Genomic DNA, 26,936 nt, shown 5'->3' on the forward strand with positions numbered 1-26,936 from the left:
GCAATCCCGAACTGCTCAACTACGCCTTCAGCCCTTAACTTGATGCGTATGGGTCAAACGTCTTCGTTTGCCCCCAGATCATGGGACGCAGAATGCTAATGGCCATCGCGATGAGAAAGCCTGAGTCTTGTCACGGATGCAGATACGGATGCAATAGTGCTGGCAGAGTGATTTCACTGGGGGCGGAAGCAGACATCCGACCCCAACCACCCATGTGATCACCAAGCCATAACATCTAAATCAGATGGTGAAGTCGGTTGAACGACCGAGGATCCGATCGACAACCTCCTGACTCAAGTCGATCGAAGGCGAGATGCCGCCATCAACATCGGTCGCGTTGATGCCACAATACATGGCCCAGGGGCCCAGATGTCGCCAGCGGCCAGCGCGCTTGGGTTCATTCGGCAAGACTGGCGTGGTGCAACGGTTACAGCCAATGGTGGAATAACCTTGATAGTGCAATGGATTGATAATCACGTGATGCGTCGCGATGTACGCATCCATTTCGTCATCTTTGAGATTCGCCAGAGGATTGAGCCGGAGTGAGTTCATCGGCGGGTCGACCGAAAGGATGGGCACATTATCGCGTTTGCCCCCTTCCGCACGTCGCAAGCTGCTGACCAGGCAGTCGAACTGTCCTTTAGTTCTGGCCAGTGGGAGTGTCTTTCGCAGGTGGCAGCAACGCTCCTGGCCATCAGGAGTCAGGTAGAGCACACCCAGTTCCCGGGTCTGTTCTTCCATGGACATTGAGGGAACGAGCGTCCGGACTTCGACTCCATATTCAGCCGCAATCCGGTCACGCGTATCGAGAGTTTCCTGGAAGTTGACGCCGGTATCGACAAACAGGACTGGCAGGCTGAGTTTTTGCCGGCTGATGATGTGGCAAAGGACACTGCCCGCCATCTGCATGGCGGAAATCGCAGCCACTCGGGTGCCAAACATTTCTGTGGCCCAGCGCAGCAGTTCTTCGGGAGTCCGCTCCTCGAAGTTGCGATTGAGTTCAGTCAGATCGGCCTGCGAAAGCTTCGCCATACAAACGATTTTCAGCTAAGGGATTGCCTTATCACCATCCACGGGCGGCGAGTTTAGCAAACGGCTTCAAGAATCGGCAATGCGAGCCTGTCCGGGCTGAATTCGTGGTTTTCCTACTGTCGATTGCCAGTGAAATGACGAACCCCTCAACATCCCGCAGAATGAAACCGCTTCACACCAGACCATCTCGAATTGCAATCGCGACGGCACCGGCGCGGTTGTGGACGGGCAGCTTCCAATCAATCTTTGCAGGTGAATGTTAATCGCGCGTCGGCTCGGCTTCCATACGCGGGGGGATCTTGTCGTTGGTGAAAACCATTCGACACACCTGAGTCGATAGGGGCACCGGGTTAACGGGAAGTGTCGTAAGTCTGTGGATCTCTGTTCTCTCGACGAGTTCGGAAAATCATCCACGACCCGGCAAATGCGACGACTAATCCAGTTGCGGCCACAGTGCTGTTCCACAGCACCATTGCACCGGGATTTGTAAAGAGATAACCACCCTCCGGCTGATAGACCACATTCTCACGTCCCACCATAGCCTCAATGCCAATAAAGTACTCCAAACCTGGAAAGACAATTTGCTGGCTGAAAACAGCGACAAGCAATCCCACCACGGCGAGGAGGTAGCCCAAAAATTTCTGATGAGAAATTGTCATGTTATCTGAGGCCACTTACAGGCAAACACGATTAACGACAATGAATTCTAAATCCAGTATTGCCTCACGGTTATGAGACAACGTTTTTTATTCCACACTTTTCTGCATGTGACGTTTTCGCCTTATAAGCCTTGCGACTGTTCGTCTGTATCAGGTTTCTTCGCTCGTTTCCAAATCTCTTGCCATTCGGGAAATGCAGAAGCCCATCTCTCCGCATCCTCCATCGTTTTGAACCAACAGCGTTCATCATCCTTTAAACGGCGTACGACTTTCGGGTGATAGGCCACCTTAGTTCGAAAGTTTTCCAGATGTGTCACCGAAACGATACAGGTGATGAAGCGACGACTCTTGCGGTGAAGCCCAATGCAAGTCACCCCGCCACAAGTTCCAGCATAACAGCCGCCAATGTAGACCTTTGTTCCGCCACGGAATTGTTTGGTTCCCGATTTTGTTTCAATGCCACCTTCACCAAACGGGTGTTCTCGTTTGATGTTTGCGACAACGCACCAGACGCCTTCAGTGAGGTTTAACTCGTCAGAACTCATGAATCGAACCTCCATGTCGCAGGCTGGCCGCCTTCTAAATACTGATTTCTCACAAAGAGACAATGCTGAGAGAGGCGCTGTTTCCCTGAGTTGCAGTTCGGATTCAGCCTGATGTGATGAAACAAAAGTGTGGCTTTCTGTTTCGTACCATAAACTTTTCGGCCTGCGGCACTCTAGGGTTCTAGGAACAAGAAACCTGCACCACCTTGTGGAGTTACTTATGCGTGATCACATTTTTCGCTTCGATAATCAACTCTTCGATGATTTCGAGGGGTAAGTCTCCGTTTAACGTCTCCAGATAGTACTGCCCTACTGCGTCCCAAAAGACAACCTCTGCCGCAACTGTGACTCTGTTCTCCGTTTCTCTATACAGGCGGAGAGTTGTGTTACCCGCTTTACAGTTGACTTCGATAGGCTCCGTCCAGAAGCGATGAATACCGTGCTTTTGATTCAAGCAATAATCTCCGAAACAAAATCATTCAAACTGAGCGATTGCCGCATGAGGCCAAAAATGCACTCGGCGACTTACAATATCTCACACCAGACCATCCCGTATGGCAATCGCGACGGCACCGGCGCGGTTGTGGACGTGGAGCTTCTGATAGATGTTTCTGAGATGGGTATCAATCGTATGGGGGCTGAGTTTTAAGCTGCGGGCGATTTCGTCTTTCGTCAGGCCGCGTACGACCTGTTTCAACACATCCTGCTCTCGCAGACTGAGATCACTGGGTGATTTAGGCGCCGTCGCCTTGGGTGGCGTGTTCGACATTAACTCCAGTACTTTACGCGCAATCTGAGGGGTCATCGAAGCACCGCCTGACAAAACTTCCTCAATCGCCCGGGCGATTTCTTCCGACGAAGAGGTCTTCAGCAGATATCCATCGGCCCCGGCACAAATGGCTCCAAAAATCCGGTTATGGTCATCGAAGACTGTCAAAATGATGATTTTGAGTGCCGGTGACACTGCCCGTAATGGTTTCATGGCCGAGATGCCATTCATGCCCGGTAAACCAATATCCAGCAGAATCAGCTCGGGGGCGGGTTGAACTTCAAGAGCTGCTAACGCTTCCTCGGCGGTCGAGAAATTCGCGGCACAATGATAGGCCGGCATGGCATCAATCGTTTTCGATAATGCCCGGCGGAATGACTGATTGTCTTCAATCAGCCAGATGTTGCGGCGTTCGTTCGTCTTCGTCATCGCCCATCAGTTTCCTGAGAAAGCCAGATTTTACGGGAGTGGCACTTTCAAGGTGGTCGTGTGCAGAGTTCCCGTCAAGAACTCGATGGAGCCGTGAAGTTCGCCGATTCGTTTGCGAATGTTCGGCAGACCATCCCCGGTCAGCACCTTTTGTGAATCAAAACCAACGCCATTATCCACGATTTCCAACAGGAATGATTTGCGACCAAGAACAATCGTGATCGAGACAGCCGTCGCCTGGCTATGGCGACTTAAATTATGAAAGATTTCTTTGATCGAAAGAAATAAACTCCTGCGCCAGGCGATGTCGACCGTGACCTGTGGTGTCTCTTTCGGTGTCTCGATCCTGAGATCCAGATTCCCGAGCATTCGCGTCGCGGACTGACGGACCTGGCTGATGAACTCTTCCAGAGTGAGGGGTGCAGGTTTAATAATCCAGAGCATATCCCGCATTGCCTGGCTGGTTTCGGTGGCAATCTTGGAAATCTCAATCAAGTCGTATGTCGATTCCTGCGGGATACCTGTCTCGGTCGCGAGATTTCGGCTCATGAGGGCAATCGTTCCGAGATTGCTGCCAATGTCATCATGCAGGTCACTGGCAATTCGTTCGCGAAGTTTCGTCGTCTCGCGGTGAATCCGACCTTTCTGCCAGATGATGGCAGTCAGTAAGAAACTCAGTGACAAAATGAGAATGCCGCCACCTCCCACACCGGCATTCACCCAGAACGAACTGCGGCTCTGTGCAAGCCTTTCCTGCACACTGGAGAGCTGGGCTTCGTATTGCCGGCGTAAATCGATCTGTTTCAGCCAGTTGGCCAGTTCGATAATGTCGTAGCGACTGGTGAAATCATCAACGATCGCCGCGGGAAACCAGCGAGAGGAAACCGCCTCTGACGTATCGGACTTAGTAGCGGAAGTGTCAGAGTGAGTGATCGTCACCTTTTTTTTGAGGGCGACATTCTGATCGCCGGCGTAGACCTGCATCTCGGCCAGCGCTGCGACGGAGGGCGATTGTCGTTCATCAGGCACATCGACGATCAATCGCACATATCGGGCTGGGAGTGGATCAATGGGTAAATCGATCTCGCCCCGCATATCGTGAAGTTGAGGTAACTGTTGCCTGAATAACCTGCGTGAGGCGACAGGGATAATCAGCGGCCGATCTGTCCAGTGGCGCAGTTCAAAACGACTGAAATCGAGGATCGCTTCGGCATCTTCAAATTCGGGCGAATTGCTTAAGAGAACTTGGAAACTGGTGGGGAATCCCCATCCGGGAGAACTGGGTGAATCGGTGGGTTGAGCCGGGTAGAGCCGCACTTCGTCGATGGGGTAGGTTTCGCCCAGATCGATGGTGATCGTGAGCTGAGTGGCCTTAGGCCCTTTCTGCTGAAATCCATCAGATGGGCTTTTCTGCAAGCCGACGGGAGCGGGCATGACTGAGAACTCATCGACAAGGTATTCGGTCGACCAGCGTAAGTCGGCCTCGATGGAACTCTTGGCATCGACCGGCCGCCAGAAGGCAATGTTCCGCAGGCCCGAGATGACGAGCAGTTCGCCAATCGCCACAAAGTGATTTCCATCCAGCGTTGCCAGTCGTGTGAAGGTGATCCGTACATATCGACCAATGGCTCCCGGCGTCGCAATTTGAACCGGGAAGTAACCTGGTGCGGGAAAATCTTCGGCGGTGAAATCGGCCAGTATTCTCGGATTCTGAAAATCCAACTGATCGGCAACTTCCACTCGAAACCTTTTGGGAAAGCCATAGCCCGGGATTTGCTGATCATTCAACCTCAGCAGGACAGGAGCCAGCACAATGGAATCGAACGTGCGAATGGCCCCCAGATCGACCTCGATCCATTCCTGATCATTGGGTGAAGGTTGGAATTGTGAATGATATCCAGCTCGTAAGACTTCTTGTGGCGTGTAGAGGGGTAACGATGCCAACCGGCTCTTCAGATCCTGCTCCGAGCGCGATAACTGAGCAACTTGAGGGCTGAGGATGCGAGCGAGTTGATCAAACCAGGGAGTTTTCTCTTCGGCCCGCAGATTTGAAGTCGAAAGTAAGCCCACAAGAAGGATCGCCAGCACTCGCCACGGCCGGAGCTTCAGAGGAGCGAAAACTTCCGGTGCATACCTGGCCACAACATTTCCTCATTTTGTGAACGAAATCACGCGAATGCGTGAGGCGGGAACTGAACCTCGAATCTAATCTCATCATTCACATCAAACCCGGCCAATGTGACATTGTCGAGGAAGTCACCAGGCGGAAGTTAAGAAGTCTCTCAATTCCCTTTCTCCTTCTCTCCGTTTCGAACAGGACTGAATGATGCATCTCTCCAGCGCCAGACGAGGTTTTACGCTGATTGAACTCCTTGTGGTGATCGCGATTATTGCGATTCTGATTGCACTGCTTTTACCTGCCGTTCAGCAGGCCCGGGAAGCAGCTCGCAGAACGCAGTGCCGCAATAATCTCAAGCAGATTGGTCTGGCGTTACACAATTATCACGATGTGATGCAGTGCTTTCCATTCGGAAGTATTTCGAATGCGCTGAATAACTCTGGTGGTGGAGGTGCGACACCTTCGACGACAGCCACCGGAGCGTCGCTGCCACCGACCGACATCTCGTGGATGCCGATGACGCTGCCATACATCGATCAGGCTCCGCTTTACAATTCCGTCTCGCCCTACTTTGTGACGACGAATTCGCGTGATTTTCCGAGCAATTTGATCAACAAGGTCATTCCGGCTTTCGTGTGCCCATCGGATCCGAATGGTTCGAAGTTGACCGAGTTTCACGGTGCTACAATCGACCGTAACGATGGTTTCTGTGGGAACTATCTCGCCTGTAACGGCAGCACAGAAGTGACGGTCGCCAATTCGCGAGCCATGGACGGTATGTTTTTCTATCGTTCATCAGTGCGTATGCGTGACATCATCGACGGGACGTCGAACACCGTTATGCTGGCAGAAGTGAATCTGGTTCCGGAAGTGACACCCAACGTGAGTCGTGACTGGCGTGGTCGTTACTGGCGAGCCGACCATTTGAGCAGCATTTTCAGCACCAACCTTCCGCCGAATACGACCGCATCCGACCGCTGCCGGACGTGTGAAGGTTCTCCAGTCAGTCCGACATACGCGCCTTGTACCGCCTCAACAGATCCTCAAGTGATTTATGCCCGCAGTCGGCATACCGGTGGTGTCCACATGGCTTTAGCCGATGGATCGATGCGATTCATCAGCGAGAACATTGACCTGGGTGTCTGGCGTGCATTAGGAACCCGGGCCGGTGGTGAGGTGGTTTCGGAATTCTAGACCGACTCCTGTTCAATTCATCGCTTTCACTACGATCACCAGGCGACAGCATGGATGTTGTCGCCTGATTTTCGAGTATCAGTCATGTTGCGAAGTTGTGCGTCTTGAATCGATCAGGGGTATCGCGGCGGGTAGCTGGTGTTGAGCCATTGAACTCCCAGCCACCCATAGCAGGTCTTGCAGTCAAATACTGGAATTCATTGATATCTCTCGTCAATAGCTCGTTAGCAATCAGCAGGATCAATACGAATGTTCATAAATACAATTTGCAAGAGCTATCTGCCGTTCATGGCTTTGAGTGCCGGATGGCTGCTGACAGCGTTAGCCGGGTGCGGAGGGGGCAGTGATGCACCTCAGCGGTATCCGATCTTGGGGCGGGTCACTTTGGATGGCAATCCACTGGAAAGCGGCGAAGTACTGATTCTTCCAGCGGATGGGAAGGGTCGGCCCGATGCCGGGACAATCAAGAATGGAGAGTTTTCGTTTGATTGTACCGAAGGTTCGAAGCGCGTGGAGATTACTTCTACGAAGGAGATTCCGCCCGCTTCTCCCGGAGGGATGCCCGACTATGTAACATTAATTCCCAAGAAGTATAACTCAGCCTCAACGTTGACTGCCGAAGTAAAACCCAGCCGCAATGTGAGTGATAACACGTTTGAGTTTTCGTTGAAGTCAAAGTAGGTATCTCTTATTCATTGATGACGGAATAGGGGACGTCTCCATAAATAAAGGGGCTGAATTGATTGATGCAATCCAGCCCCTCATGAGATTTGGTTAGCGTGTCAGAATCTGTTTGCGAGTCGTCGGAAGATGACTGCATCAAGTTCGTGATCAGAATTTAATTGTCGAGTGAAGCAATCTGGCCATCGCTCCTTCCACCGAGTCGTTGCCACGTGGTGTTGTCCACGTTATCACTCACAAAACGGACAGCTCCGTCCGCCATGAGAACATGGACACCACCAGTATGCCTGCTGCGAGCGGTATAAACTCCAATGTTGTCAGTTGACCAGCAACCGCTACAGGCCACACAGTTCGGAAATGGCGAGTTAGGATTATAAACCGTGTTAAAAACTGTTTGGCCGCCGATTCCGAGGGCCCAGTGAATCTGCTCCTTCAAACTTCCTGATCGGCGATGGACAGACCCCGTCGCTGAAGCGGCATCAGAAAGTGCTTTGCAAGCCGTCCCCAGAGCCTGCATTTGGGTCTGAGTGGGGAATGACAAATTGATGGTGCTGAAGTCACTAGGTCCCCAGCTTTCCGCAAGTTTGGAATCGGGAGATCCGCTACCGGAAGCAATCTGTTCACTGGCAGCAATAGTGTTTGATGTGCCATCTGTAATGTCACCAATTCGAACGCGAGCGCGGAAGTTAAAGACACCCACCTGCTCGCTGAGTGGAACCCCGCCCCGTAGTGCTCCACTATGCCCCCAATAAAGCGTAGGGCCGGCACTCATCACATAGCTGTTTCCGCCACCACGAGGATCACTTGGCCCTTGATCTGATGGGCACAGGAAGACGGGAATGCGACGAGTGATCATTTGCCAGTTGGGAGTTCCTGCTCCGGATTCATTCACTGCTAGTGAAAAATCGAGGTCACCAGTAATGTTCGCCTGCTCAAAATAAGGCAACAGCATCGAGTGGGCGCTCCAACCCCAGTACGAGTTGTCACCGGTACTGCGAGTTTCAAAATTCGCACGCGGAAACATGTTATAAACATCGTGATAATTATGGATTGCCAGTCCAAACTGCTTCAGGTTGTTTTTGCAGGCTGACCTTCGGGCTGCTTCGCGTGCCTGTTGAACAGCAGGTAACAGCAAAGCGATCAAGATGGCGATAATCGCAATCACGACCAGTAATTCGATCAATGTGAAGCCGTGCTTCTTCCGCATACGTTCTCTCCAATTGTGGACAATTGAACAAATCGACAAATCGATAGGCATTATCGACATCATTGGTGGGGATGGCAACCATCAATATGTCAATAATTGTTGAACGAACGCTTAATCGAGGCGGATTTGCATCGTTGAGAACTTGAGATTATTCCAACGGATAATCAAAGCAGTCAGGGTGAGAGAACGTATTCCCAACGTCACGAGAAATTTATCTCGAAACGCCATCATCGTGGCTGAACAGCAGCAGGATGACCTGGGTGAGAGCGGCGTGCTGAGCGGGCGAGACTTTGCCAGAGACTGGCTTTTCGCCGATCTTTAACAACTCGGCAGTGGTCTCTGGTTGAGATTGATAAGTGACCACCTGCTGCTCATAGAATGCCAGCAGCAGTTCCAGCTCGCGTGAACCTGGTTCGCGCGTGAGGAGTGCCGTGTAAGCGACTTTCACCTGCTCAGCAGGTGCTGCATGTGCTAGGCTGAGATTCTCGGCATAAACTCTCGCGGCCTCGATGAACTGGGGGTCATTCATCAACACCAGTGCCTGGAGCGGCGTGCTGGTGCGCTCTCGCTTCGCAATGCAGCTTTCTCGGCTGGGGGCGTCAAAGGTGCTCATGGATGGTGGCGGCAGAATTCTCCGCCAGAATGTGTACATACTCCGGCGGTAAAGATGCTCTCCTCCTGCCTTAGGATAGCTTTTTCCTGTTCCCGCTTCTTCCCAAAGTCCAGCCGGTTGATAAGGGTAGACGCTGGGCCCCCCCACTTTTGTGATCAGGAGGCCACTCACCGCAAGTGCCTGATCGCGCAACATTTCTGAGGAAAGACGAAACCTTGGCCCACGAGCCAGTAATCGATTTTCAGGATCTGCCGAATAGTAGGCGATATCGACCGGGGTTGCCGATCGCGCATAGGCATCCGAAAGGACAATCTGCCGGAGAGTGTGCTGCAGGTCCCAACCGTGATCCATGAAATCGCGGGCCAGCCAGTCCAGGAGTTCAGGATGACTGGGTAATGCTCCCTGGCTGCCATAATCTTCCGGCGTGGCGACCAGCCCGCGACCGAAAGCCATCTGCCACAAACGATTTACGGCTACACGAGCTGTCAGTGGATTCGCATCATCGACCAGCCAGTTGGCTAAGCCCAGTCGATTGCGTGGCCATTCGGCTCTCAACGAACCAATTGCCTGCGGGACATCCGGCTGCACGACTTCGGCCGGTTGAAGATACTCACCTCGCTTGAGCAGATGGGTCGGTCTCATGCCGGGAAGCTCTTCCATCACCATGATCTGTTTGACTCGAGTGATGAAGTTGTCTTCTGCTACTCGAGCGGAGGCGAGTTTGGAAAAGGCCTCCTTCCATTCAGGTTGAGCCCTGAGCCAGTGAAGTGGTCGCGAGGAGCTTTTTGCGGGGGAAAGACTTTCTGCTGTCGATTCGGCCAATTGAGCGACTTCGGCCTGTGACAATTCCACCTCAAAGACCTTGAGGTCATCAAGCTGCCCTTGGGAGAAGCCGATGTCTCGAAAGCGGGCACCTAGTGAGAGAGATAAACTTCCAGCAGCCGAATCGCCCCATTCGGATCGATGGCGGATATCGCGTGTAAGTTTGTCGCGCTCGACAACCAGCGAAAGTGGCTGGCCATCAAGATAGATCTGCACACCGGAGGCTTTGCTGGAACCATCGTAAGTGACGGCCACATGTGACCATTGACCCAGCGGTAATACGTTCGGAGCCTGAACTCGAATGGCATTTCCTGGCCAGAAATGAATGAGTGCAAACGTCGGTCTGCCTTCATCGAGTGTCAACGCATATCCTCGGAAGGCAGAGTCTTCAGCCGCTTGTGAACAGTGTGCAACAACCATACGGGGCTTATGCTCAGTGGGCTTCAGCCACAGGGAAAGGCTGAACGGGGAAGTCCTGGCAAAGTTCCCCACTTCTTTAAGTTTGTATTCGTCGTCGCCACTGAACTCGATCGCGTGGCCACGATCTTGTCCGCTCGCGGTCTTGCGGCTGTCGACCAGTCTGTTAGTGCCGCCGGGCGAAATCCCCTCAAAATCAAACTGGGCGACCGGTTCAACTGGTTGTATTGGCGTGAGTTCCTCTTTGCTGTTGGCCTGTGACTGCTCACGCTGAGCGAGCAACCGGCTTTCGATGTCTTTCAAAGCTGTGGCAGCCTGGTCGATTTCTTGCAGCAGTTTTTCGTGCTGTGCCTGCTGCCCATCCGCATAGAGTGGCAGGGCGGGTGTGGGGGCAGTTTCTGTGAAATGCGAGTACAGGCCGTGCTCGTCGATATTCGCGAAGAAAGCACTGAGGGCGTAAAACTCCTTTTGGGAAATCGGGTCGTATTTGTGATCATGACAGCGGCAACATTCCATGGTGAGGCCGAGTGCCGCCGTCCCGATGGTTCGCACGCGATCTGAGACATATTCGATGCGAAACTCTTCTTCGACACTTCCCCCTTCGTTGGTCTGTCGGTGGAGGCGATTGAAGGCCGTGGCCAGCTTTTGTTCTTGCGTGGCCTGGGGAAGGAGATCTCCTGCGACCTGCCACGTGAGAAAATCGCGGTAAGAAAGATTCTTTGAGAAGGCGCGAATTACCCAGTCACGCCAGGGCCAGACATGCATCTCCCGGTCGGCCTGATAGCCGAAGGTGTCGGCATAGCGGGCAAGATCGAGCCAATCGTTCGTCATCCGTTCGGCGTAGGCGGGCGTTGTCAACAGGCGATCGACGACAGCTCGGCGAGTTTCAGGAGAATCGGCCAGCGAGAGAAACTGCTCGATTTCGGCGGTTGATGGGGGGAGTCCTGTGAGGTCCAGCGTGACGCGACGCAGCCAGGTCAGTCGTGATGCCGGTTGAGATGGTTGCCAGCCGACTTCTGCCAGGCGGGCTTCAACGAACTGGTCAATGGGCTGCTTCTCACGAAATCTCGATTGTGTTTCGGCAGGTGTCGAGATTGTTTTGGGGACGGGAATAAAGGACCAATGCGGCTGATACTCGGCTCCTTCGAGGACCCATTGTTTCAAGGTGGCCTTTTGAGTCGCTGAGAGAGGTTTCTTCAGTGAGGGGGGAGGCATGACCAGATCGGGATCATCGGATGAGATCCGTGCCAGCAACTCGCTCTGGTCCAGTTGATCGAGTTGAATGGCTTTCGCCCGGACAGCTTCCTCTCGTTGATCGAGTCTCAAGCCGGCGGCCCGGGTGGCACTATCCGGCCCATGGCAATGAAAACATCGGTCAGAAAGAATCGGGCGAATATCGCGATTGAACTGTAAGTTGTGAGACGTCTGAACGTGTGCAGGAGGCTTGGGAGGTTTTTTTGCATCCTGGCCCTGTGCCTTCTGGACTTCCAGGTTGCTGGAGAAAATCACTGTCGCAATCAGCAGTGTGGTCATGGGGCCGATCAAAAAACGATCGATAAAGGGCATGGCAAGCTCGCGAGAGGGATGGCATTCGATGGAGGGAGGCAATTCAGTACCGGCGGTTCGATTCGAATCTGAAGGCGGGTGGCAGAGTCCGTCAATGTTCGAAACTCAAGTAAGAGATGATGTGTTGCCTGAGTGTATCTACCTGTGATGATTGACGTTGTGAAAAAACGGGTGTGGCTGGCGACAGATTCCATGCCAGCTTCGCAGGAACATTCGGACAACACTCTCAACGGAACCATATGGACATATTTATTCAATCGAAAACGTCTGTCCAAAAGCAATGGTGTCTTTTTGATCAGATTTTCAGGTCGTTACGATTGAAAGTCTGTGACAGAAAGTTAGACTATTCATCATCAATGATTGGGAAAAACTAGGATTGCTCCCCAGTTCGTCGCGACGGCTGGATGTCCCGAGAAGTATCGGGTGGAGCGAAGAGGAACAGAAATGTCGATCACAAAAGAGCGTAAAACACAGGTTATCAAGGACTTCCAGCGATCAGAGTCAGATACTGGCTCGCCTGAAGTTCAGATTGCTGTGCTGTCTTCACGAATTGCCGAACTGACCGAGCATCTGCGCAGCCACAAGAAAGATCACGCCAGTCGACGTGGTTTGTTGATGCTGGTGAGCAAGAGACGACGGCAGCTCGATTATGTGAAGGCGAAGTCTCCAGCCAAGTATTTTGAACTGCTCGAACGACTGAGCCTCCGCAAGTAGTTTCAACATCCGCCTCGACTCATCCGGAGTTCGAGGCGGTTTCTGTTGAGACGGGTGGTTTTGCAGAATGATTGAGCCTTGCAGGAAAACTTGCAGGGCTTGCGAGTTCAGGTTCTCAGTAGAGTTTAGTTTCTAGCGAAGTTGCATTGGTCAGTAGTGACTGATGCCTCTAAGCGATTGCAGTAAGAAGTACTGTCTGGTTGCTTGCGAAGATTTGCAACCCATGAAAACGATATGCCTGTCTGGGGTGTCTCGTTTCTTAGGTCGACAGTCAGGGTATGGGCATTCCGGTTTTGCAGCAGAGTCAGACCTCCTGTTCGATTGTGCGATTGATGCCGCAGCACCAGCAATCAGGGCTGGCGAGCTCAAGTGTCTTCTCGTCTGATGAGCGGAGATTCGCGCCAGGCTCTTTATCTCGACGCTCACGGTATCGATGCTCACTGCCACAACATTCCCTGGCATTTCGCACGAAGATTCAGCCATTGGCTCAGAGCCTCTGGTTCAGCCAATCGAGTCCAAGCCAGGTATCAACAGGCTCTATTGCCAGTCTGACTTGTCTCTCGATGGGCATGCCAACCAGCTTGTGGAAGACAAACGTCGGCTGGAAGTTTTCCAAATCTTCGACTTGTCGATTTCTCGGCAGTGGCGGTTTCCAGCCATATCACCAGTTCCAGGTGATTGGCTTTTCCAACCAGACAAAAACCTGCAGAGAGAGTGATGTCACTCGTCTGAAGGTAATAAGTCATTTCCCGTCAAAGACCATCTGGCTCAAAACCAGGGGTGAATCTGCAGCCACAGCCATGGCTCAAGTCTCGCTCCAGAGCCTGTGTGTATGAATACAAAAGTTGTTTGTTGAAAAGTGTTTGTTGTTGAAGGATTGAAACGTATGAAAGTTACTGTAGAGCGTCAGTTTGCAGGTCGCACCTTATCCATCACTACCGGCGAGTTAGCCAAGCAGGCTGCTGGTGCTGTGACAATTCAATATGGCGAAACCATGGTTTTCGTCGCTGCTCAGAATGGCCCTTCCCGTCCGGGGACCGATTTCTTCCCGTTGACCTGCGACTATCGGGAGCGTCTGGCTGCCGCTGGGAAGTTTCCTGGTGGATTTATTAAACGAGAAGGTCGCCCGACACTTCGCGAAGTGCTGACCAGTCGGCTGACAGATCGTCCGATTCGGCCACTCTTTCCGGAAGGGTACATCGAAGAAGTCCAGGTCATGTCGAACGTTCTCGCTTCAGATGGCGTGAACGATCCCGATGTGTTGTCGATTATTGGTGCCAGTGCCGCTCTTTGCCTGGCTCCTGTTCCCTTCCAGGGGCCACTGGCCGCTGTGCGGGTGGGCTTGATCGATGGTGAATTCATTCTCTTCCCGACTCAGGAACAGATTGCCGATTCCGAACTGGATCTGGTGGTGGCCGGTACTGAGAAATCAGTGCTGATGATTGAAGGTTTCGGTAAGCAACTTCCCGAAGATCAGATGGCCGATGCCATTATGTTCGGGCACCGGACCATTGTTGAATTGTGCCAGTTGCAACTGGAACTGGTTGCAAAGTCGGGCCGCGAACGATTTGTGCTCCCCGCTCCCGAAGCGAATCCTTTCGAAGCGATTCTGCTCGAAAAGGCTTATGCTAAACTGCGTGAAGTCAAGCAATCGAGCGTCAAGAAAGAACGCAGCAGCCAGACATCGGCTTACAAAAAAGAACTTCTGGCGGAATTCTTCCCGGAAGATGCTGAGACAACAGCCGCTGGTTTGACGAAGGCTCAGTTCTTTGCCGCTTTCTCTGCCATCGAAACCAAGGCTGTGCGCGATCTGATTCTCGATGGCGTGCGTCTGGATGGACGTAAGCACGACGATCTGCGCGCCGTCAGTTGTGCTGCCAGTGTCTTGCCACGAGTCCACGGCTCATCGCTCTTCACACGGGGTGAAACTCAATCGCTGGCCACAGTGACATTGGGAACGATTCGCGATGTCCAGCGTGTCGAAGGGCTCTTTGGTGAAGAAGCCAAAGCCTTTATGCTCGACTACTATTTCCCGCCTTACTCAGTCGGTGAATGTAAGCCTTTGCGTGGCCCTGGTCGTCGCGAACTGGGTCACGGGGCATTGGCTGAACGATCCGTTGCCAGTGTGCTGCCCTCACAGGAAAAGTTCCCGTACACGATTCGAGTGATCTCGGACATTCTCGAATCAAACGGATCGAGTTCGATGGCTTCCGTCTGCAGTGCAACTCTGGCACTGATGGACGCCGGTGTGCCCATCAGCCAGCCAGTGGCCGGGATTTCGATTGGCCTGGTGAAATCTGCTGATCGATTCATTCTGCTGACAGACATCATGGGTGATGAAGATCATTTTGGTGATATGGACTTCAAGGTGGCCGGTACTCAGAAGGGTGTCACTGGTATCCAGCTCGACCTGAAGATCGATGGCATCAGTGAAGAAATCGTACGTGCGACACTCGAGCAGGCTAAGAAAGCCCGTATTGAACTGCTCAAGACCATGCTCAGTGCCATTCGTCGGCCTCGCTCCGAGATTTCGACACACGCACCGAGACTGCTTCGCACCAAGATCGACCCCAGCAAGATCGGCCTGCTGATCGGGCCTGGCGGCAAGAACATTCGAGCCATTCAGGAACAGACTGGTGCGACAATCGACATCGAAGATGATGGTACAGTCGTGATTGCCAGCAGCTCGAGCGTTGGTGCTGAAGACGCACTGGCTCGAGTCGAAGCGATTGCTGAAGAAATCAAGGTTGGCCGGATCTATAACGGGACGGTCAGCTCGATCAAGGACTTCGGTGCCTTTATCGAAATCGCTCCGGGCAAAGATGGGCTCTGCCATATCAGCGAACTCTCAGACGGCTTCGTGAAGAATGTGAACGAAGTTGTCCAGGTGGGCGAGAAGATTCAGGTGAAGGTCATCGCCATCGATGAACAGAACCGTGTCAAGCTTTCGCGGAAGGCTGTATTGGCTGATGAAGCCGAGAAGCCAGCCGCTGAATAATCTTTGGCTGAGTGATCTTTGGCTGAACAGGTTAACCCACGGGTTTCCTTGAAAATGACAAAGCCCGGCAAGCACAAGTTGTGTTTGCCGGGCTTTGTTACTTGAGCACTGTCATTCTGTGACAAGGTCTTGCGAGTGAATCGGTGGGGTCAGGACTGACGACCACGCGATGAGTGACAGCGGTTTAGATCCCGGGGATGTCGAGACGTTCATCGGTGGCAATACGCTTCAACTTTTTCAAAGCGCGGGCCTCGATTTGTCGAATTCGTTCTTTGGTGACACCTAAGCGATGCCCCACCTGTTCGAGTGTTTGCGGTTGCTGGCCAGTTTCCAGGCCGTAGCGATGCATGATGATGTCGCGTTCTCGCAACTCGAGCTGTCCCAGAATTCCCATGAGGGCTTCCCGCTGACGATAGTTCACGATTTCGTCGCGGAACTGATCGGTGCGCGGATCCATGGACTGCACAAAGACTTCTTCGCTTCCTGTTCGGAAACGATCGAGCCGAGTGTTCTCAGCGGGAATCGATCGGGCGAAGTTCTTCATGATCGCCCACGAGGCGTAAGTGGAGAACTTGAAGCCGCGTGTGTAATCAAACTTTTCAATCGCCTTGATGAGAGACATATTCCCATCACTGATCATCTCAAAAAAATTGGCTGTCGGATGCGAGTGCTTTTTGGCAATCGACACAACCAATCGCAAATTGCTGCGAATCAGGAAGTTCTTGATTTCGGTTGCTCTGGCGAGCAGCGATTCAATTTCATCCATGAGCTTCACACGAGGCTGCGCTAACGAAATGGTTTTCCGCAGATTGTCAGCGGCAAACTTCAGGTAATTCATTTTGCGGAAGTAATGATGCTCCTGCTCCCTGGTCAGCAGTGGAGTGGCATACAGGCTCGCCAGATAAGGAGGCAAACCAGGCGGCGCCTTGGTGACGCCCTGATCGATGGCTGCGGGTGGTTCTTCAGACTCGATCGCTTGAGCGGCTTCCTTGTGAAATTCAGGCGCATCCATGTAATCAATCGAGCGACTCAGGAGATGGCGGGCTCTCACTTCGGCAATCGTTCGGTAAAGACTCGACTTGGTCCGCTTGAATTTCGTGGCAAGATCCTCGACGGCCACACCCTGGTGGTAGGCCTCGTAAACTTCTTCGCGTTCGGACAATGAAAGCACATCGGAGTCATCGGGGAACAATGCAATCTCCGGCTGTTCTCGATCAAAGTCTTTCAACATCAGGCGAATCGTTTCGGGAGAACGATGGAACTTCCTGGCCAGCCGACGATTGATTTCTGTCGGGCCTGCACCAAAGCGTGCCAAACGCCTGGCACGACTGAGAATCATTCGTCGTTCATCCTCCGTGACATGGCGAAAATTCCCCACGCGGCCGATGTCTTCGTGATTGGCTTCCACAAATTGATCAACAGATGACCTGAGAAAGGCCACGCGCTTACGACCACCAAAGAGGAACTTGCGACTGATCAAGCCACGATCACGCCAGCGATCAACGGTTTTTGTGCTCACATTGTACTGTCGGCTGACATCTTCGACGGTCAGCACATCTTCCGTCATCTGCTCCGGACGCAGTTCGATCGACTCTGAAAGGTCTTCAATGAAGACCCGCAGATCATGCAGCAGATCGGACCCGGTGATGAGCAGATCCGGGTATGACTCCGGTCGATACGAAGTCACTTCCTGGCAGACTTTCTGCCACGGATATTCAATCTGCGGATCGACACGATGAGCCAGCCGTTCAGCACGTTCAAGTTGCTGCAGGCGGACATCCCGTGGTGAATAACGCATCTGCTGTTCGGCCAGAAGTCTCAAGGCCGGATGGCGGTAATTCGACATGATCGGCCCTTTCATTTCTGGCCTGAGGAAATTGGATTCAAAAACCTGGAATTCGTTCACACAAAAAGTATTCAACAACAGCGATTGTCAATGGGCCTCAGGTAAGACATTTCATGGAGGTTTTCTTCGGGACGGTCGTCCATCAAGACAATTGTTCCATTATGAACCGATGAACGTTGCAAACTGTCTCACTCCGTTCAATTTTTGCTGAAAGATTGCGACAGAAACTCGTTCTTCCGGCTCCTCACCTGATCGAGTGCAGATTTCAGGCCGGAAAAGCAGCATTCCGTCACATCTGAGAACCCCACCAGTCTGAAAACTATGCTTGAAGCTGAGTTGATTGTCTGACTCAAAGCGACAGGTCTTCAAACGCTCTTCCCTTCTCTACGAACGAATACCTGACATTACTGGATCATCTTTCGCGCTGAGAAAGAATTCTGAAGTCAGAAAAGAGTTTCCGTCCGTAACGACGAAACGGCAGATCAGTGAGTTATCCGAGTCGTGGCCACATCACAGACACAACAAATGGTTTGCGACGTTTCCAATCCGGGAAATAAGCCTCACTTTTGACACGTAACGCGCAGAGAGGTTCGCGGAGATCATCATCAGATCTCAACTGGCGCAAATACAATTGACTGCAGTTTGCTGACAAAGCCGTCATCTGTGGAGGTGGATCGACTTTAATCTTCTGCAAGGACTTCGCCGGGCTTTTCGAGGTAAGAAGGGCGCGTCTGATAGAACAAGGCTTTTCTTTCGCCAGGAAGTGTGAAATCAAAACCACACTTTCTGAAGAAATCCTCGGTCGAAGTAATTGCCAGAACTTCGAAAACGTTCTGTTCCCGTGCTCGATCAATCACGGCCTGTACGACGGCACGACCGACGCCGCGCCCTTGATAGATAGGACTGACTGCCAGACTTCGCAGCTCTCCGAGTTTGGGCGAATAAATTTCTAAGGCGGCAAAACCGGCAATTCTGCCGCCAATCTCTGCGATAAAGCCATGCTTGGTAAGGATCTCAAGTTCATCGTGAGTTCGCGGCAAAAGTCGGCCGACGGCGACAAAGGGTGTCAGAAACTCAGCCAGAGCTGGCACATCGGCCGGCAGTGCCTGCCGGACAGTCAGTTCGGACATTCCTGTTTCATTCATGACGTATGAATACCCTCTATTCCGCATCAGCCGAAAGTCTTGAAAGCGAGAACTGTTTTATCGTCAAAAAACTTCGGGCCGGCAATTGTCTTCAGCTCTCAATCGTCAGTCGTGTTCAGGATTCGCGATGAGTTGCTGGAGTGTCTGCAGATTGATCAGATCGAGATCCACGCCATCCCGCTCCCCTTTTTCGGTCTCCAGATACTTGGGGATGTGGGTCAACCGACCGTCATGCAGCAATCGTGAAAAAGGGATACGACCCAACTGCCCTTCGCCAATATGGGCATGTCGATCCACCCGGCTGCCCAGCCCTTTCATACTGTCATTAAGATGAAACGCACGCACGCGGTCGAAGCCAATCTTTTGTGAAAACTGCTCCAAAGTGTCGGCGTATTCATCAGCCGTATTCAGTGGATAACCAGCGGCGAAAATGTGACAGGTGTCGATACAGATTCCAATCCGATCGGGTTCCCGCACACCGTCGAGCATCTGAGACAACTCTTCAAACCGGGCGCCAAGGCAACTTCCCTGTCCGGCCGTTGTTTCGAGCCAGACCTGAGTTTTAAATCCTTTACACGTCGAATGGACATCGTCCAGGGCTTCTATCACGCGGGTAATCCCGGCTTCGGGTGTCGATTTAACGGCACTGCCGGGATGCAAAACGACGCCGGGAATCCCGAGCGCTTCGGCCCGCTCCAGTTCATCACGCAGGGCATCACAGGATTTATTCCATAGCACGTCATCAGGACTGGCTAAGTTGATCAAATAACTCGCATGAGCGCAGGTGGCCTGAATCCCGGTCGATTTCCACGTCGCCTGGAATTGGCGAATGTCGTCCTCTGTCAGCGGTTTCCCCCGCCATTGATTGTTATTCTTGGTGAAGAGCTGAACGCAGCCCATCCCCAGGCGATGACCCGCTTCGAGGGCTTTGTAATAGCCCCCCGCAATCGACATATGCGCACCAAGGATCGACACTGGCATTCTCCGGACGGATTCAAATTTTCTGACAGAATACCTTAACGCTCTTGGGACTCACATTGAATGACTCGATAATCATCGAGGTCTGGCTTTGCCTGTGGAAAGTGAATCGACAGTGACGCAGTGGTACCAGGTTCTGATCATTGGTCTGGCGATAGGGTTCATGCTCCTCGGGATCGCAGTCGCAAGTGTCTCCAGAAAGCGAGCCCGCACAAAAAATCGGGGAGGCTCAACGTCCACTCCTTCATATTCAGAAAACGAGACATCTCCTGTTGGTCGAGATGTTTCGCATCAGTCGCCAACTGTTGGTGCTGCGTCGAGTGAGTTTTCTGATATCACCATGACGCCAGATTCGGATCAGCATCGCGGGGCCGAACAGCAGGTTGATGCCGAAACTCTGATTGCAGCCGAACACGAGATCCTTCTGCATTGGAACAGCCTGGCCCGAACTGCAGAAGACTATTTACATAATGGTGGCCATCGCGGCATTTGCTGGCAGATCATGGTTTGGCAACCGGAGATCGTGCTGGCGACAGCTTCTTCCACCATGGGCGTGTGGGCTCTGGCCGGAATCGAGTTGCTGCCCGATCTTACCCGCAACGAAGATCTGCTCGATGCTCCTGGTGCCGATCAGATCAAGCAGGCCAGTTTGCTGTTTCACTATGCGGCCATCGATATATCGGAGCCCATGGAACCGCAGTTTCATCGCCCCAATCATCCTCTCCCCCACCAGAATACAGATTCAAAAACTGGAACTTTTGATCTGCCATCTGTGGCGGATCCAGCTTCCGATCAGGCCTCACCTCTCCGCTCGAATTCCTTAAGAGCTGAATCATTGCGGTGGCGATTTGCCGGTCGATTGCTCATGAATCTCGCCCCTCAAGAGGCGGTTGAGCGGCTGGACTACCGTCTTCAAGCAAAAATCCTACGCCCTGATCGTTGACTTGTTTCGGCAGAAGTTGCCATTGGCGAGGCTCGTCAGAAAGTTCGTCTTGGTGTGATCGAGCAATTGTGCCTACAAGCGATAAAAGCGGCACGAAACGCACGACTTTGATGTGAATCTGTATGGCCTGTATCGATGTTGCGGAATCAGTAAACCTGACGCCCTGAGCATTGGACCATGTGTTGATGCGGTTAACGATTCCGATACGTTCGACGAGACCATGGCAGACGCTCGCGCTCAAGAGGCCTGCCAGTCGCGAATTTCGGAATGGATGCCGGTCGGCATCATCCCCTTGACTCTGCAAGGCTCGCAGGGAGTTTGGCGGTGGGATATCGCCAGGCTCGGGATTTTCCGAACACATGGAACGTGTGATTGAGGAGCGCATGATGCAGTTTTCTCTCCCAAAGTCCTGGCGGACGTCACTGGCTCGCGCCGGTGTGCTGCTGGGTGCTTTTGGCGCGATGGCAATGCCGGTGTTTGCTGAGGATGCAACCACGATTGCCGAACAGGCCAAAAAGCGTTTGAACGGCGAAGTGGTGGCAGCCCCTGCCTCACCGATTTACCAGGTCAGCGCCATGCAGGAGCAGGTGCCCCCACCTGCTCCCGGTGCGAACGTTGGTCAACCAGACCAGATTTTCGTGGATCCTGGTTATGCTGCTCCAGCAGAAACTGAAGAAGCTGGCCCCTGGACACTCCAGAGCGTGATGGGCTCTGGTCTGGCCGATAAGGGCATCGTCTTTGGTGGGTGGGCCGATCTCGGCTACTCCAGCAATCCTGATCTGTCATTCACAGATGCAGGCGAAGACGACAACGTGAACATGAGCCAGCTTTACATGTTCGTCAAGAAGGAAGCTGACGGCTCCAAAGGGATCGATTGGGGTTTCCGCTTCGACGCCCTTTACGGTACCGACGGTAACGACGCTCAGTCGTTTGGTAACCCAAAACCTACTTATGATAACTCCGCGACGTTTGATCACGGGATCTACGAGTGGGCCTTGCCACAGCTCTACGGCGAAATCGCTGTGGGCGATGTCTCGGTCAAGATGGGTCACTTCTATACCATCGTTGGCTACGAAGTCGTGACCTCTCCTGATAACTTCTTCTACAGCCGTCAGCTCACATTCTGGAACAGTGAGCCTTTCACTCATACCGGTGCTCTTGCCACATGGAAAGCCAGCGACAAGCTGACGGTCTGGGGCGGCTGGACTGCTGGCTGGGATACCGGCTTTGCTCAGTTCAATGGCGGTAGCAACTTCCTTGGTGGCTTTAACTACGCTGCTACTGACAAGCTGAGCTTCATCTACACCACAGCACTGGGTGATTTCGGTGCCCGTGGGACAGGGGCGATCAACAGCTTCATTCTCTCCTACATGATTACCGAAAAGCTCCAGTACGTTGGCCAGTACGACGTGCTCGGTACCAACAACGATGTTGATTTCCAGACTGACGGCGTCGCCCGCGACTCCGGTGGTTTGATCAACTACCTGTTCTACACGATCAACGATCAGTGGAAGACTGGTGCTCGTTGGGAATGGTACAAACCCGATGGTGTTTCGTACTACGAAATGACCTACGGTGTGAACTACAAACCAACACAAAACTTTGTTCTGCGTCCTGAAGTCCGCTACCAGTGGTCTCCTGGAATCAGCTACGAAGAATTCATCTTCGGCGTCGACGCTATCTTCAAGTTCTAATCTGAAGACGGCGGGAATGATCTGACTTGATACTGCTGCCGGAAGAATTGCGGTCTTCCGGCAGCGTATTTGGCCTCATCGCGTTCACGGATGTCCTGCGAGCCGCGGGGACGAGAATTTATCTCGTCCCCGTGTCTGTTTTTATGGGTGGGAAGTTGATGGTTGTTGGTAGTTGGTTGATGAGTGAAACGCGGCGATACTTGGAGAGTCATGACCAGATCGTGTTGACTTCACACGTTGGAACAGAACGCCGCCAGCTCCACCGCCAGGTAGATGGCACCTGGGTCATGAACGACCCGAGCGATAAGCAATTCCAAGAAGACGACTCACTCGATGGCTGGAAGTTCCAGCAGCACTGAGATCCGCCGACTCAGCTCATCATTTCTCAAGCGGCATCTCGCAAGGACGATTGAGCGACTCCAGCCCTGCCCTTGTTCAATCGAGCCATGTTTTTCTCGTGAAGCACGCGTTCCAGTTCGGCGATCTGCTGGTGCAGCGATTCCAGCTTTTGTGCGGTTTCGATCGCTTCTTCCTTTAACTGCGACAGCCGCCCTTCGGTTGCTGGTGCCATCAGTTTCTGAATGGCCTTCATCAGCAACAGCACTCGAAACATGCGCATGGCCACGCCGCGCAGCCGGTAGGCTCTGCCAAGTTTTGAAAGCTGCTGCAGTCGCAAGAGGCCGCTGATCTGAGCAGCCTGGGCGAACATCGCCAGCGGCATGAGAATAATGGCCAGATCGAGCCAGTTCGTACGGATATACTTGGTCTGCCGCTCAGTCAGGCTGATCATCGTGAAGAATTCGAGCGTAAAGGCGAGCCACACAAAAGCGGTACCACAGCGAATGGCCGCATCCAGCCGGGCATCGGCAGCAATCCGTTCGTGGTAGGCAAACTCAATCCCGATCAGTGGCAGAACCGCCAGGGCGACGACGAACAGCGGACCTGAAAGCCGCCCCTGCATCGCCACAAATGAAGTGGGGCCCACAGGCGTCCAGCCGATCTTCGGAAACCAGACGGCATTGCGTGATTGATTTCGGGCAGTCAGCCGTAAAGGGGGTAAAAGGCAATACAGGAAGAATCGAGTCCAGCGGGGATCACCTGCTGCCCAGCGCGTGAGCAATTCGGCCCAGTACAACGGATAAACTGCCAGCGAGCCCGCTAAACAGCCCACGAAAATCGGCAGGAACTCGGGGCGATCGTGAAGATGAAGCACACCGCTGAAACAGACCAGCGAAGCCACTGAGGCAAAAAACATCAGCGGTGCCCAGCGCTGTTCCAAAGCTGTCACTTCAATCGAAGGATGGGGAACGGCAGCTTCGAAGGTGATCGCTTCTTCAGAGAGTGGCCGTTGTGTGTTGTCATCCATGATTCCACCCTGTATCAGCGGGTTTTGGTCGATGCGGGCATGCACACCGAGAGATCGCTTCGTTTGTGCTTGTTGGAATCTATGCGAAACATCGCAATTGCTGAACAGATCTCCCACCGGCAGGAATCGCCGTCGCTGAGATTTCAAACATCTTTGTCAGCCATCAATTGATCGAGGCGGGGTTTCGATAGATCCAGACAAACGCATGGCCGCCTTCATCCTGCAGTAACTCTCGCGAAAGTCCCACTTGAGAAACGGCACCTCGAATGGCCACACTCCAGCTCGTTTTACGGGCAGGGTACTTCACAAGTAGATCCACAATGTCGATGTTCCCGCGATCAATGGCTGCAAAATCAAAGTGAATGGGAACTTTGCTTTCTGTTTGAGCTTTGATCAGCACCTCACCCAGGGGCATGCCGTCCAGCATCATGGCCTGAATATCAAACAAACCTGGTGCCAGCTTTTGCGGTGCCACTTTGACCGCCCAGCCGACCGGCCAGAAGTCGGCAGTCTCCATCTGGGGTGTCTGCAATTTTTCAGGCAAAGGCTCGATCAGAAGTTCAATCTCTCCCGCGGGAGTGCGGCGCGGGTGAAACCCCAATTCCAGATCACGCAGGGCCATGGCAAGTCCCGTCCCGATCGTGAACCTGCCGACGCTTTGCCGCACGACGCGACGATCCTCGGGCCGTTTGGAGATCGCGAGCGCCGCCGCCTCAGCGACGCGCCACTGGTAACGCTCTTTTCCCGGAATCAGCGGCAATACTTCAGAGAGAGTTTTCCCTTTCAATTCCACTCCCAGTGGCTGGCTGAGCGTGTCGTATAATGGGTTGAACTGCAGTTCACTCAAACCCCAGAGCGGCTGGCCCTGAGGGGCTCCCTGGGCACCATAGACACGAAGTTCATCAATCCACTCTTTCAGAGCAGCAACATCCTTCTGGGCGAATGTCCGGCGATCTGTCTTGATTGAGCCATCTCTGGTCAAAATCGCCATAATGGTGATTTTCCGCAGTGTCCCCAGCATTTGCTGCTCAATGCGCGGCTTATCGTCGAGAATCGGTTTGCGGGTGCTCAAGGTGACGTCCAGCTCTTCGAGCGTTGTTCGCCAGGCATGAGCATGAACCGCAGCAGCCGGATCCGAAGTCAACAGTTCCATCCCGATCAACGTCGTGGGAACTTTTTCGTTGCGTGGAGCCGTCGGCCCACCTGCCGTTTTTGGTTTGGCGTTTGCCTGCCCGTAGCAGCTCTGGTCATGCATTACGAACAGCACCAGACTCCCCATAAGGATCAGGCCCGATGGGAAAGCGAATCGCTGCCGATGATCGAATCGTCGCCTCATGGCCTAATCTCCTTCATCAACGACCTTCCGTCCTGCCGGTCTTGTCTCTGGCAAGTGAGGATGCGAAAGACCAGAATCTGATGATGCCCGAAATCTCAAAATTCCTTGAGATCCCCTTGAACTTACGCGAGAAATTCGCAATCAGGCAACAGGAATTCACCGCATTGGTCTCGTATGAGTCTCTGTGGACATTGAATTCTGAACCGCTGGAGAACCGGTTGAACTATTTTGCCCATGCACTTCCTCATCTGGTCGACCCGTGGTTTGTCGCGGGGACGGCGGTCCCTGACTGGCTGGGAGCTGTGGCCAGGCGAACTCGTCCGCGACCCGAAAAGCTATTGCCAGAGACCATCACCAACGCATTTCCCCAAGCGCCCGCCCGGCAGCAGGTTCAATCCATTCTGTCAGGGATCGTGCAGCATCATCAGGATGACGACTGGTTCCATCGAACAGCCGCCTTTCAGGAAGTGCAGGCCCAGCTCACACTCGATTTTCGGCAGGCCTTCGGTGCACAGGATGGATTTCGCGGTGGGTTTCTCGCCCATTTGTCACTTGAACTTCTGCTCGATGCCAGCTTGATGGAGCGGTATCCCGGCAAGATCGATCAGTATTACGAATCCCTCAAACTGGTGGATGCGGAGGTCGTGGAACTGGCAGTCAACCTGGCGTCCAAACATCCGACGACCGTCTTCGACTGGTTCATTCCCGCATTTCTGGAAGAACGGTTTCTTCCGGATTATCTCGATGATACGCTGCTCTCGTGGCGACTTCGGCAAGTCTGGAAACGGATCGGTCTCGATCACATGCCCGAGCAACTGGAACAAGCCATTCCTGCAGCACGCAAACTCGTCAGGCACCGAACTGATGAACTCTTGCCCGAACATTTGTACGCTTGGCCCATTCGCTGAATGGCAGCGTCAATTGTCATGAACCTGAATCATCCCCTCACCTGAACAACTCCCGGAGAGAAATTGCAATGAAGTACGGCATGAACATGCTCCTGTGGACTTCCGATGTGAACGAAGAGCACTTTCCTCTTCTTGAGCAGTTAAAGACGATTGGTTACGACGGCGTCGAATTGCCGATTTTCGATATGGATGTCGCCCGCTTCGAAAAAGTGGGCAAAGAACTTTCCCGCCTCGAACTGGGGCGTACTGCTGTCACAATCTGCACAGACACCGAGAACCCGATTTCACCTGATGCGGCGATTCGTGCAGCCGCACTGGCTCGCTTGAAGAAGGCCATTGATTGCTGTGCCGCCGCTGGGGTCTCTCACTTGTGCGGGCCCATTCACTCCGCGATTGGTTCATTCAGTGGCCAGGGGGCTACTCCTGACGAGTGGAACTGGGCCAAAGAAACGCTCTCGAAGGCGGCTGATTACGCTCAACAAAACAACGTCACTTTGGTTTGCGAATACCTCAATCGTTTTGAGTGCTATTTCCTCACCTGTGCTGCTGACGATGCCCGCTTCTGTCGCGAAGTCAATCATCCCAATCTGAAGATGATGTACGATACCTTCCACGCCAACATTGAAGAAAAAGATCTGGCAGCCGCCATGAAGGGCTGCTGGGATCAGGTCGTTCACGTTCATATTTCCGAAAACGATCGCTCGACACCCGGTGAAGGTCACGTCGACTTTGACACAACCTTCAAGATGCTCAAGGAACTTAAATACGACGGCTGGCTGATGGTCGAAGCCTTTGGCCTCGCACTCCCGGCAATTGCCGCCGCCACCAAAATCTGGCGCCGCATGTTCCCCGATGAAACCTATCTCGCGACCAATGCCCTCAAGTTCATGAAGCAAGGCATGGCTTAACATTCACCGCAACGTGCAGTGTTATGACCAAACAATAAAACCCCGGC

Annotated in this window: 21 protein-coding genes; 9 read left to right on the plus strand and 12 right to left on the minus strand. The window is 53.1% G+C overall.

Annotated features, from left to right (window positions below):
- Positions 1-240: 240 nt before the first annotated feature.
- The 5 genes from A6X21_RS12715 to A6X21_RS12740 form a co-directional block, all read right to left on the minus strand.
- Positions 241-1,032 carry a phosphoadenylyl-sulfate reductase gene (locus tag A6X21_RS12715; protein ID WP_068848442.1) on the minus strand — a complete coding sequence of 264 codons (792 nt, stop codon included), beginning with the start codon at positions 1,030-1,032 and terminating at the stop codon, positions 241-243.
- A 350-nt stretch (positions 1,033-1,382) separates the two neighbouring features.
- On the minus strand, positions 1,383-1,691 hold the full coding sequence (locus A6X21_RS12720) for a hypothetical protein (RefSeq protein ID WP_068848444.1): 309 nt from the start codon (positions 1,689-1,691) through the stop codon (positions 1,383-1,385).
- Positions 1,692-1,813: 122 nt separating this feature from the next.
- Positions 1,814-2,236, minus strand: coding sequence for a hypothetical protein (locus A6X21_RS12725; protein WP_131818318.1), 423 nt, complete (start codon positions 2,234-2,236; stop codon positions 1,814-1,816).
- Between the two features lie 535 nt (positions 2,237-2,771).
- Entirely contained in the window at positions 2,772-3,434 is a 663-nt protein-coding gene (locus A6X21_RS12735; RefSeq protein ID WP_068848450.1) for a response regulator, read from the minus strand.
- 30 nt (positions 3,435-3,464) lie between these two features.
- A complete protein-coding gene (locus tag A6X21_RS12740; RefSeq protein WP_068848452.1) occupies positions 3,465-5,576 on the minus strand; it encodes a histidine kinase in 2,112 nt (703 codons plus the stop codon).
- A gap of 184 nt (positions 5,577-5,760) precedes the next feature.
- On the opposite strand from A6X21_RS12740, the gene A6X21_RS12745 reads away from it, so the two are divergent.
- On the plus strand, positions 5,761-6,747 hold the full coding sequence (locus A6X21_RS12745) for a DUF1559 domain-containing protein (protein WP_013108657.1): 987 nt from the start codon (positions 5,761-5,763) through the stop codon (positions 6,745-6,747).
- 249 nt (positions 6,748-6,996) lie between these two features.
- Complete coding sequence (locus A6X21_RS12750) at positions 6,997-7,428, plus strand: hypothetical protein (RefSeq protein ID WP_131818319.1); 432 nt, start codon at positions 6,997-6,999, stop codon at positions 7,426-7,428.
- A gap of 157 nt (positions 7,429-7,585) precedes the next feature.
- Here the strand turns inward: A6X21_RS12750 and A6X21_RS12755 are convergent, their stop codons facing one another.
- On the minus strand, positions 7,586-8,635 hold the full coding sequence (locus A6X21_RS12755) for a DUF1559 domain-containing protein (protein WP_068848455.1): 1,050 nt from the start codon (positions 8,633-8,635) through the stop codon (positions 7,586-7,588).
- Positions 8,636-8,846: 211 nt separating this feature from the next.
- Positions 8,847-12,053 carry a DUF1553 domain-containing protein gene (locus A6X21_RS12760; RefSeq protein WP_068848457.1) on the minus strand — a complete coding sequence of 1,069 codons (3,207 nt, stop codon included), beginning with the start codon at positions 12,051-12,053 and terminating at the stop codon, positions 8,847-8,849.
- A gap of 444 nt (positions 12,054-12,497) precedes the next feature.
- On the opposite strand from A6X21_RS12760, the gene rpsO reads away from it, so the two are divergent.
- Together rpsO and pnp are read left to right on the plus strand one after the other, a co-directional pair.
- Positions 12,498-12,767, plus strand: a complete 270-nt coding sequence (rpsO, locus tag A6X21_RS12765) for a 30S ribosomal protein S15 (RefSeq protein ID WP_013108661.1) — start codon at positions 12,498-12,500, stop codon at positions 12,765-12,767.
- An 886-nt stretch (positions 12,768-13,653) separates the two neighbouring features.
- Entirely contained in the window at positions 13,654-15,765 is a 2,112-nt protein-coding gene (gene pnp, locus A6X21_RS12775) for a polyribonucleotide nucleotidyltransferase (RefSeq protein ID WP_068848461.1), read from the plus strand.
- Positions 15,766-15,949: 184 nt separating this feature from the next.
- Here pnp and A6X21_RS12780 read toward each other — a convergent pair whose 3' ends face one another.
- From A6X21_RS12780 to A6X21_RS12795, 3 genes are all read right to left on the minus strand, one after another.
- A complete protein-coding gene (locus tag A6X21_RS12780) occupies positions 15,950-17,611 on the minus strand; it encodes a sigma-70 family RNA polymerase sigma factor (RefSeq protein WP_240490256.1) in 1,662 nt (553 codons plus the stop codon).
- A 680-nt stretch (positions 17,612-18,291) separates the two neighbouring features.
- Positions 18,292-18,741, minus strand: coding sequence for a GNAT family N-acetyltransferase (locus A6X21_RS12790; protein ID WP_013108664.1), 450 nt, complete (start codon positions 18,739-18,741; stop codon positions 18,292-18,294).
- A gap of 120 nt (positions 18,742-18,861) precedes the next feature.
- Positions 18,862-19,737, minus strand: a complete 876-nt coding sequence (locus A6X21_RS12795) for a deoxyribonuclease IV (protein WP_068848468.1) — start codon at positions 19,735-19,737, stop codon at positions 18,862-18,864.
- A 337-nt stretch (positions 19,738-20,074) separates the two neighbouring features.
- Here A6X21_RS12795 and A6X21_RS12800 point away from each other — a divergent pair, with 337 nt between their 5' ends.
- The 3 genes from A6X21_RS12800 (at position 20,075) to A6X21_RS12810 (ending at position 22,730) form a co-directional block, all read left to right on the plus strand.
- Positions 20,075-20,677 carry a hypothetical protein gene (locus A6X21_RS12800; protein ID WP_131818320.1) on the plus strand — a complete coding sequence of 201 codons (603 nt, stop codon included), beginning with the start codon at positions 20,075-20,077 and terminating at the stop codon, positions 20,675-20,677.
- Positions 20,678-21,063: 386 nt separating this feature from the next.
- Positions 21,064-22,371: an outer membrane beta-barrel protein gene (locus A6X21_RS12805; RefSeq protein ID WP_165603789.1), complete on the plus strand. Its 1,308-nt coding sequence runs from the start codon at positions 21,064-21,066 to the stop codon at positions 22,369-22,371.
- A 26-nt stretch (positions 22,372-22,397) separates the two neighbouring features.
- Entirely contained in the window at positions 22,398-22,730 is a 333-nt protein-coding gene (locus A6X21_RS12810) for a hypothetical protein (protein WP_068848474.1), read from the plus strand.
- Positions 22,731-22,756: 26 nt separating this feature from the next.
- Here A6X21_RS12810 and A6X21_RS12815 read toward each other — a convergent pair whose 3' ends face one another.
- Entirely contained in the window at positions 22,757-23,737 is a 981-nt protein-coding gene (locus A6X21_RS12815) for a hypothetical protein (protein ID WP_131818321.1), read from the minus strand.
- Between the two features lie 163 nt (positions 23,738-23,900).
- On the minus strand, positions 23,901-25,073 hold the full coding sequence (locus A6X21_RS12820) for a hypothetical protein (protein WP_131818322.1): 1,173 nt from the start codon (positions 25,071-25,073) through the stop codon (positions 23,901-23,903).
- Between A6X21_RS12820 and A6X21_RS12825 the strand changes: the two genes are divergently transcribed.
- Positions 25,031-25,981 carry a hypothetical protein gene (locus A6X21_RS12825; protein WP_083233589.1) on the plus strand — a complete coding sequence of 317 codons (951 nt, stop codon included), beginning with the start codon at positions 25,031-25,033 and terminating at the stop codon, positions 25,979-25,981. The two genes, A6X21_RS12820 and A6X21_RS12825, sit on opposite strands and share 43 nt — an antisense overlap.
- 68 nt (positions 25,982-26,049) lie before the next feature.
- Positions 26,050-26,889 (plus strand): sugar phosphate isomerase/epimerase family protein, encoded by an 840-nt coding sequence (locus A6X21_RS12830; RefSeq protein WP_068848480.1) that lies wholly within the window; start codon positions 26,050-26,052, stop codon positions 26,887-26,889.
- The last annotated feature ends 47 nt before the right edge of the window (positions 26,890-26,936 follow it).

The organism is Planctopirus hydrillae (assembly GCF_001707835.1).
Classification (GTDB): domain Bacteria; phylum Planctomycetota; class Planctomycetia; order Planctomycetales; family Planctomycetaceae; genus Planctopirus; species Planctopirus hydrillae.

Coding starts and splice junctions, on each gene's coding strand:
- A6X21_RS12715 (WP_068848442.1), bottom strand. CDS start 1,032: ATGGCGAAGCTTTCGCAGGCCGATCTGACTGAACTCAATCGCAACTTC.
- A6X21_RS12720 (WP_068848444.1), bottom strand. CDS start 1,691: ATGACAATTTCTCATCAGAAATTTTTGGGCTACCTCCTCGCCGTGGTG.
- A6X21_RS12725 (WP_131818318.1), bottom strand. CDS start 2,236: ATGAGTTCTGACGAGTTAAACCTCACTGAAGGCGTCTGGTGCGTTGTC.
- A6X21_RS12735 (WP_068848450.1), bottom strand. CDS start 3,434: ATGACGAAGACGAACGAACGCCGCAACATCTGGCTGATTGAAGACAAT.
- A6X21_RS12745 (WP_013108657.1), top strand. CDS start 5,761: ATGCATCTCTCCAGCGCCAGACGAGGTTTTACGCTGATTGAACTCCTT.
- A6X21_RS12750 (WP_131818319.1), top strand. CDS start 6,997: ATGTTCATAAATACAATTTGCAAGAGCTATCTGCCGTTCATGGCTTTG.
- A6X21_RS12755 (WP_068848455.1), bottom strand. CDS start 8,635: ATGCGGAAGAAGCACGGCTTCACATTGATCGAATTACTGGTCGTGATT.
- A6X21_RS12760 (WP_068848457.1), bottom strand. CDS start 12,053: ATGCCCTTTATCGATCGTTTTTTGATCGGCCCCATGACCACACTGCTG.
- rpsO (WP_013108661.1), top strand. CDS start 12,498: ATGTCGATCACAAAAGAGCGTAAAACACAGGTTATCAAGGACTTCCAG.
- pnp (WP_068848461.1), top strand. CDS start 13,654: ATGAAAGTTACTGTAGAGCGTCAGTTTGCAGGTCGCACCTTATCCATC.
- A6X21_RS12780 (WP_240490256.1), bottom strand. CDS start 17,611: ATGTCGAATTACCGCCATCCGGCCTTGAGACTTCTGGCCGAACAGCAG.
- A6X21_RS12790 (WP_013108664.1), bottom strand. CDS start 18,741: ATGTCCGAACTGACTGTCCGGCAGGCACTGCCGGCCGATGTGCCAGCT.
- A6X21_RS12795 (WP_068848468.1), bottom strand. CDS start 19,737: ATGCCAGTGTCGATCCTTGGTGCGCATATGTCGATTGCGGGGGGCTAT.
- A6X21_RS12800 (WP_131818320.1), top strand. CDS start 20,075: ATGACGCCAGATTCGGATCAGCATCGCGGGGCCGAACAGCAGGTTGAT.
- A6X21_RS12805 (WP_165603789.1), top strand. CDS start 21,064: ATGCAGTTTTCTCTCCCAAAGTCCTGGCGGACGTCACTGGCTCGCGCC.
- A6X21_RS12815 (WP_131818321.1), bottom strand. CDS start 23,737: ATGGATGACAACACACAACGGCCACTCTCTGAAGAAGCGATCACCTTC.
- A6X21_RS12825 (WP_083233589.1), top strand. CDS start 25,031: ATGGGAAAGCGAATCGCTGCCGATGATCGAATCGTCGCCTCATGGCCT.
- A6X21_RS12820 (WP_131818322.1), bottom strand. CDS start 25,073: ATGAGGCGACGATTCGATCATCGGCAGCGATTCGCTTTCCCATCGGGC.
- A6X21_RS12830 (WP_068848480.1), top strand. CDS start 26,050: ATGAAGTACGGCATGAACATGCTCCTGTGGACTTCCGATGTGAACGAA.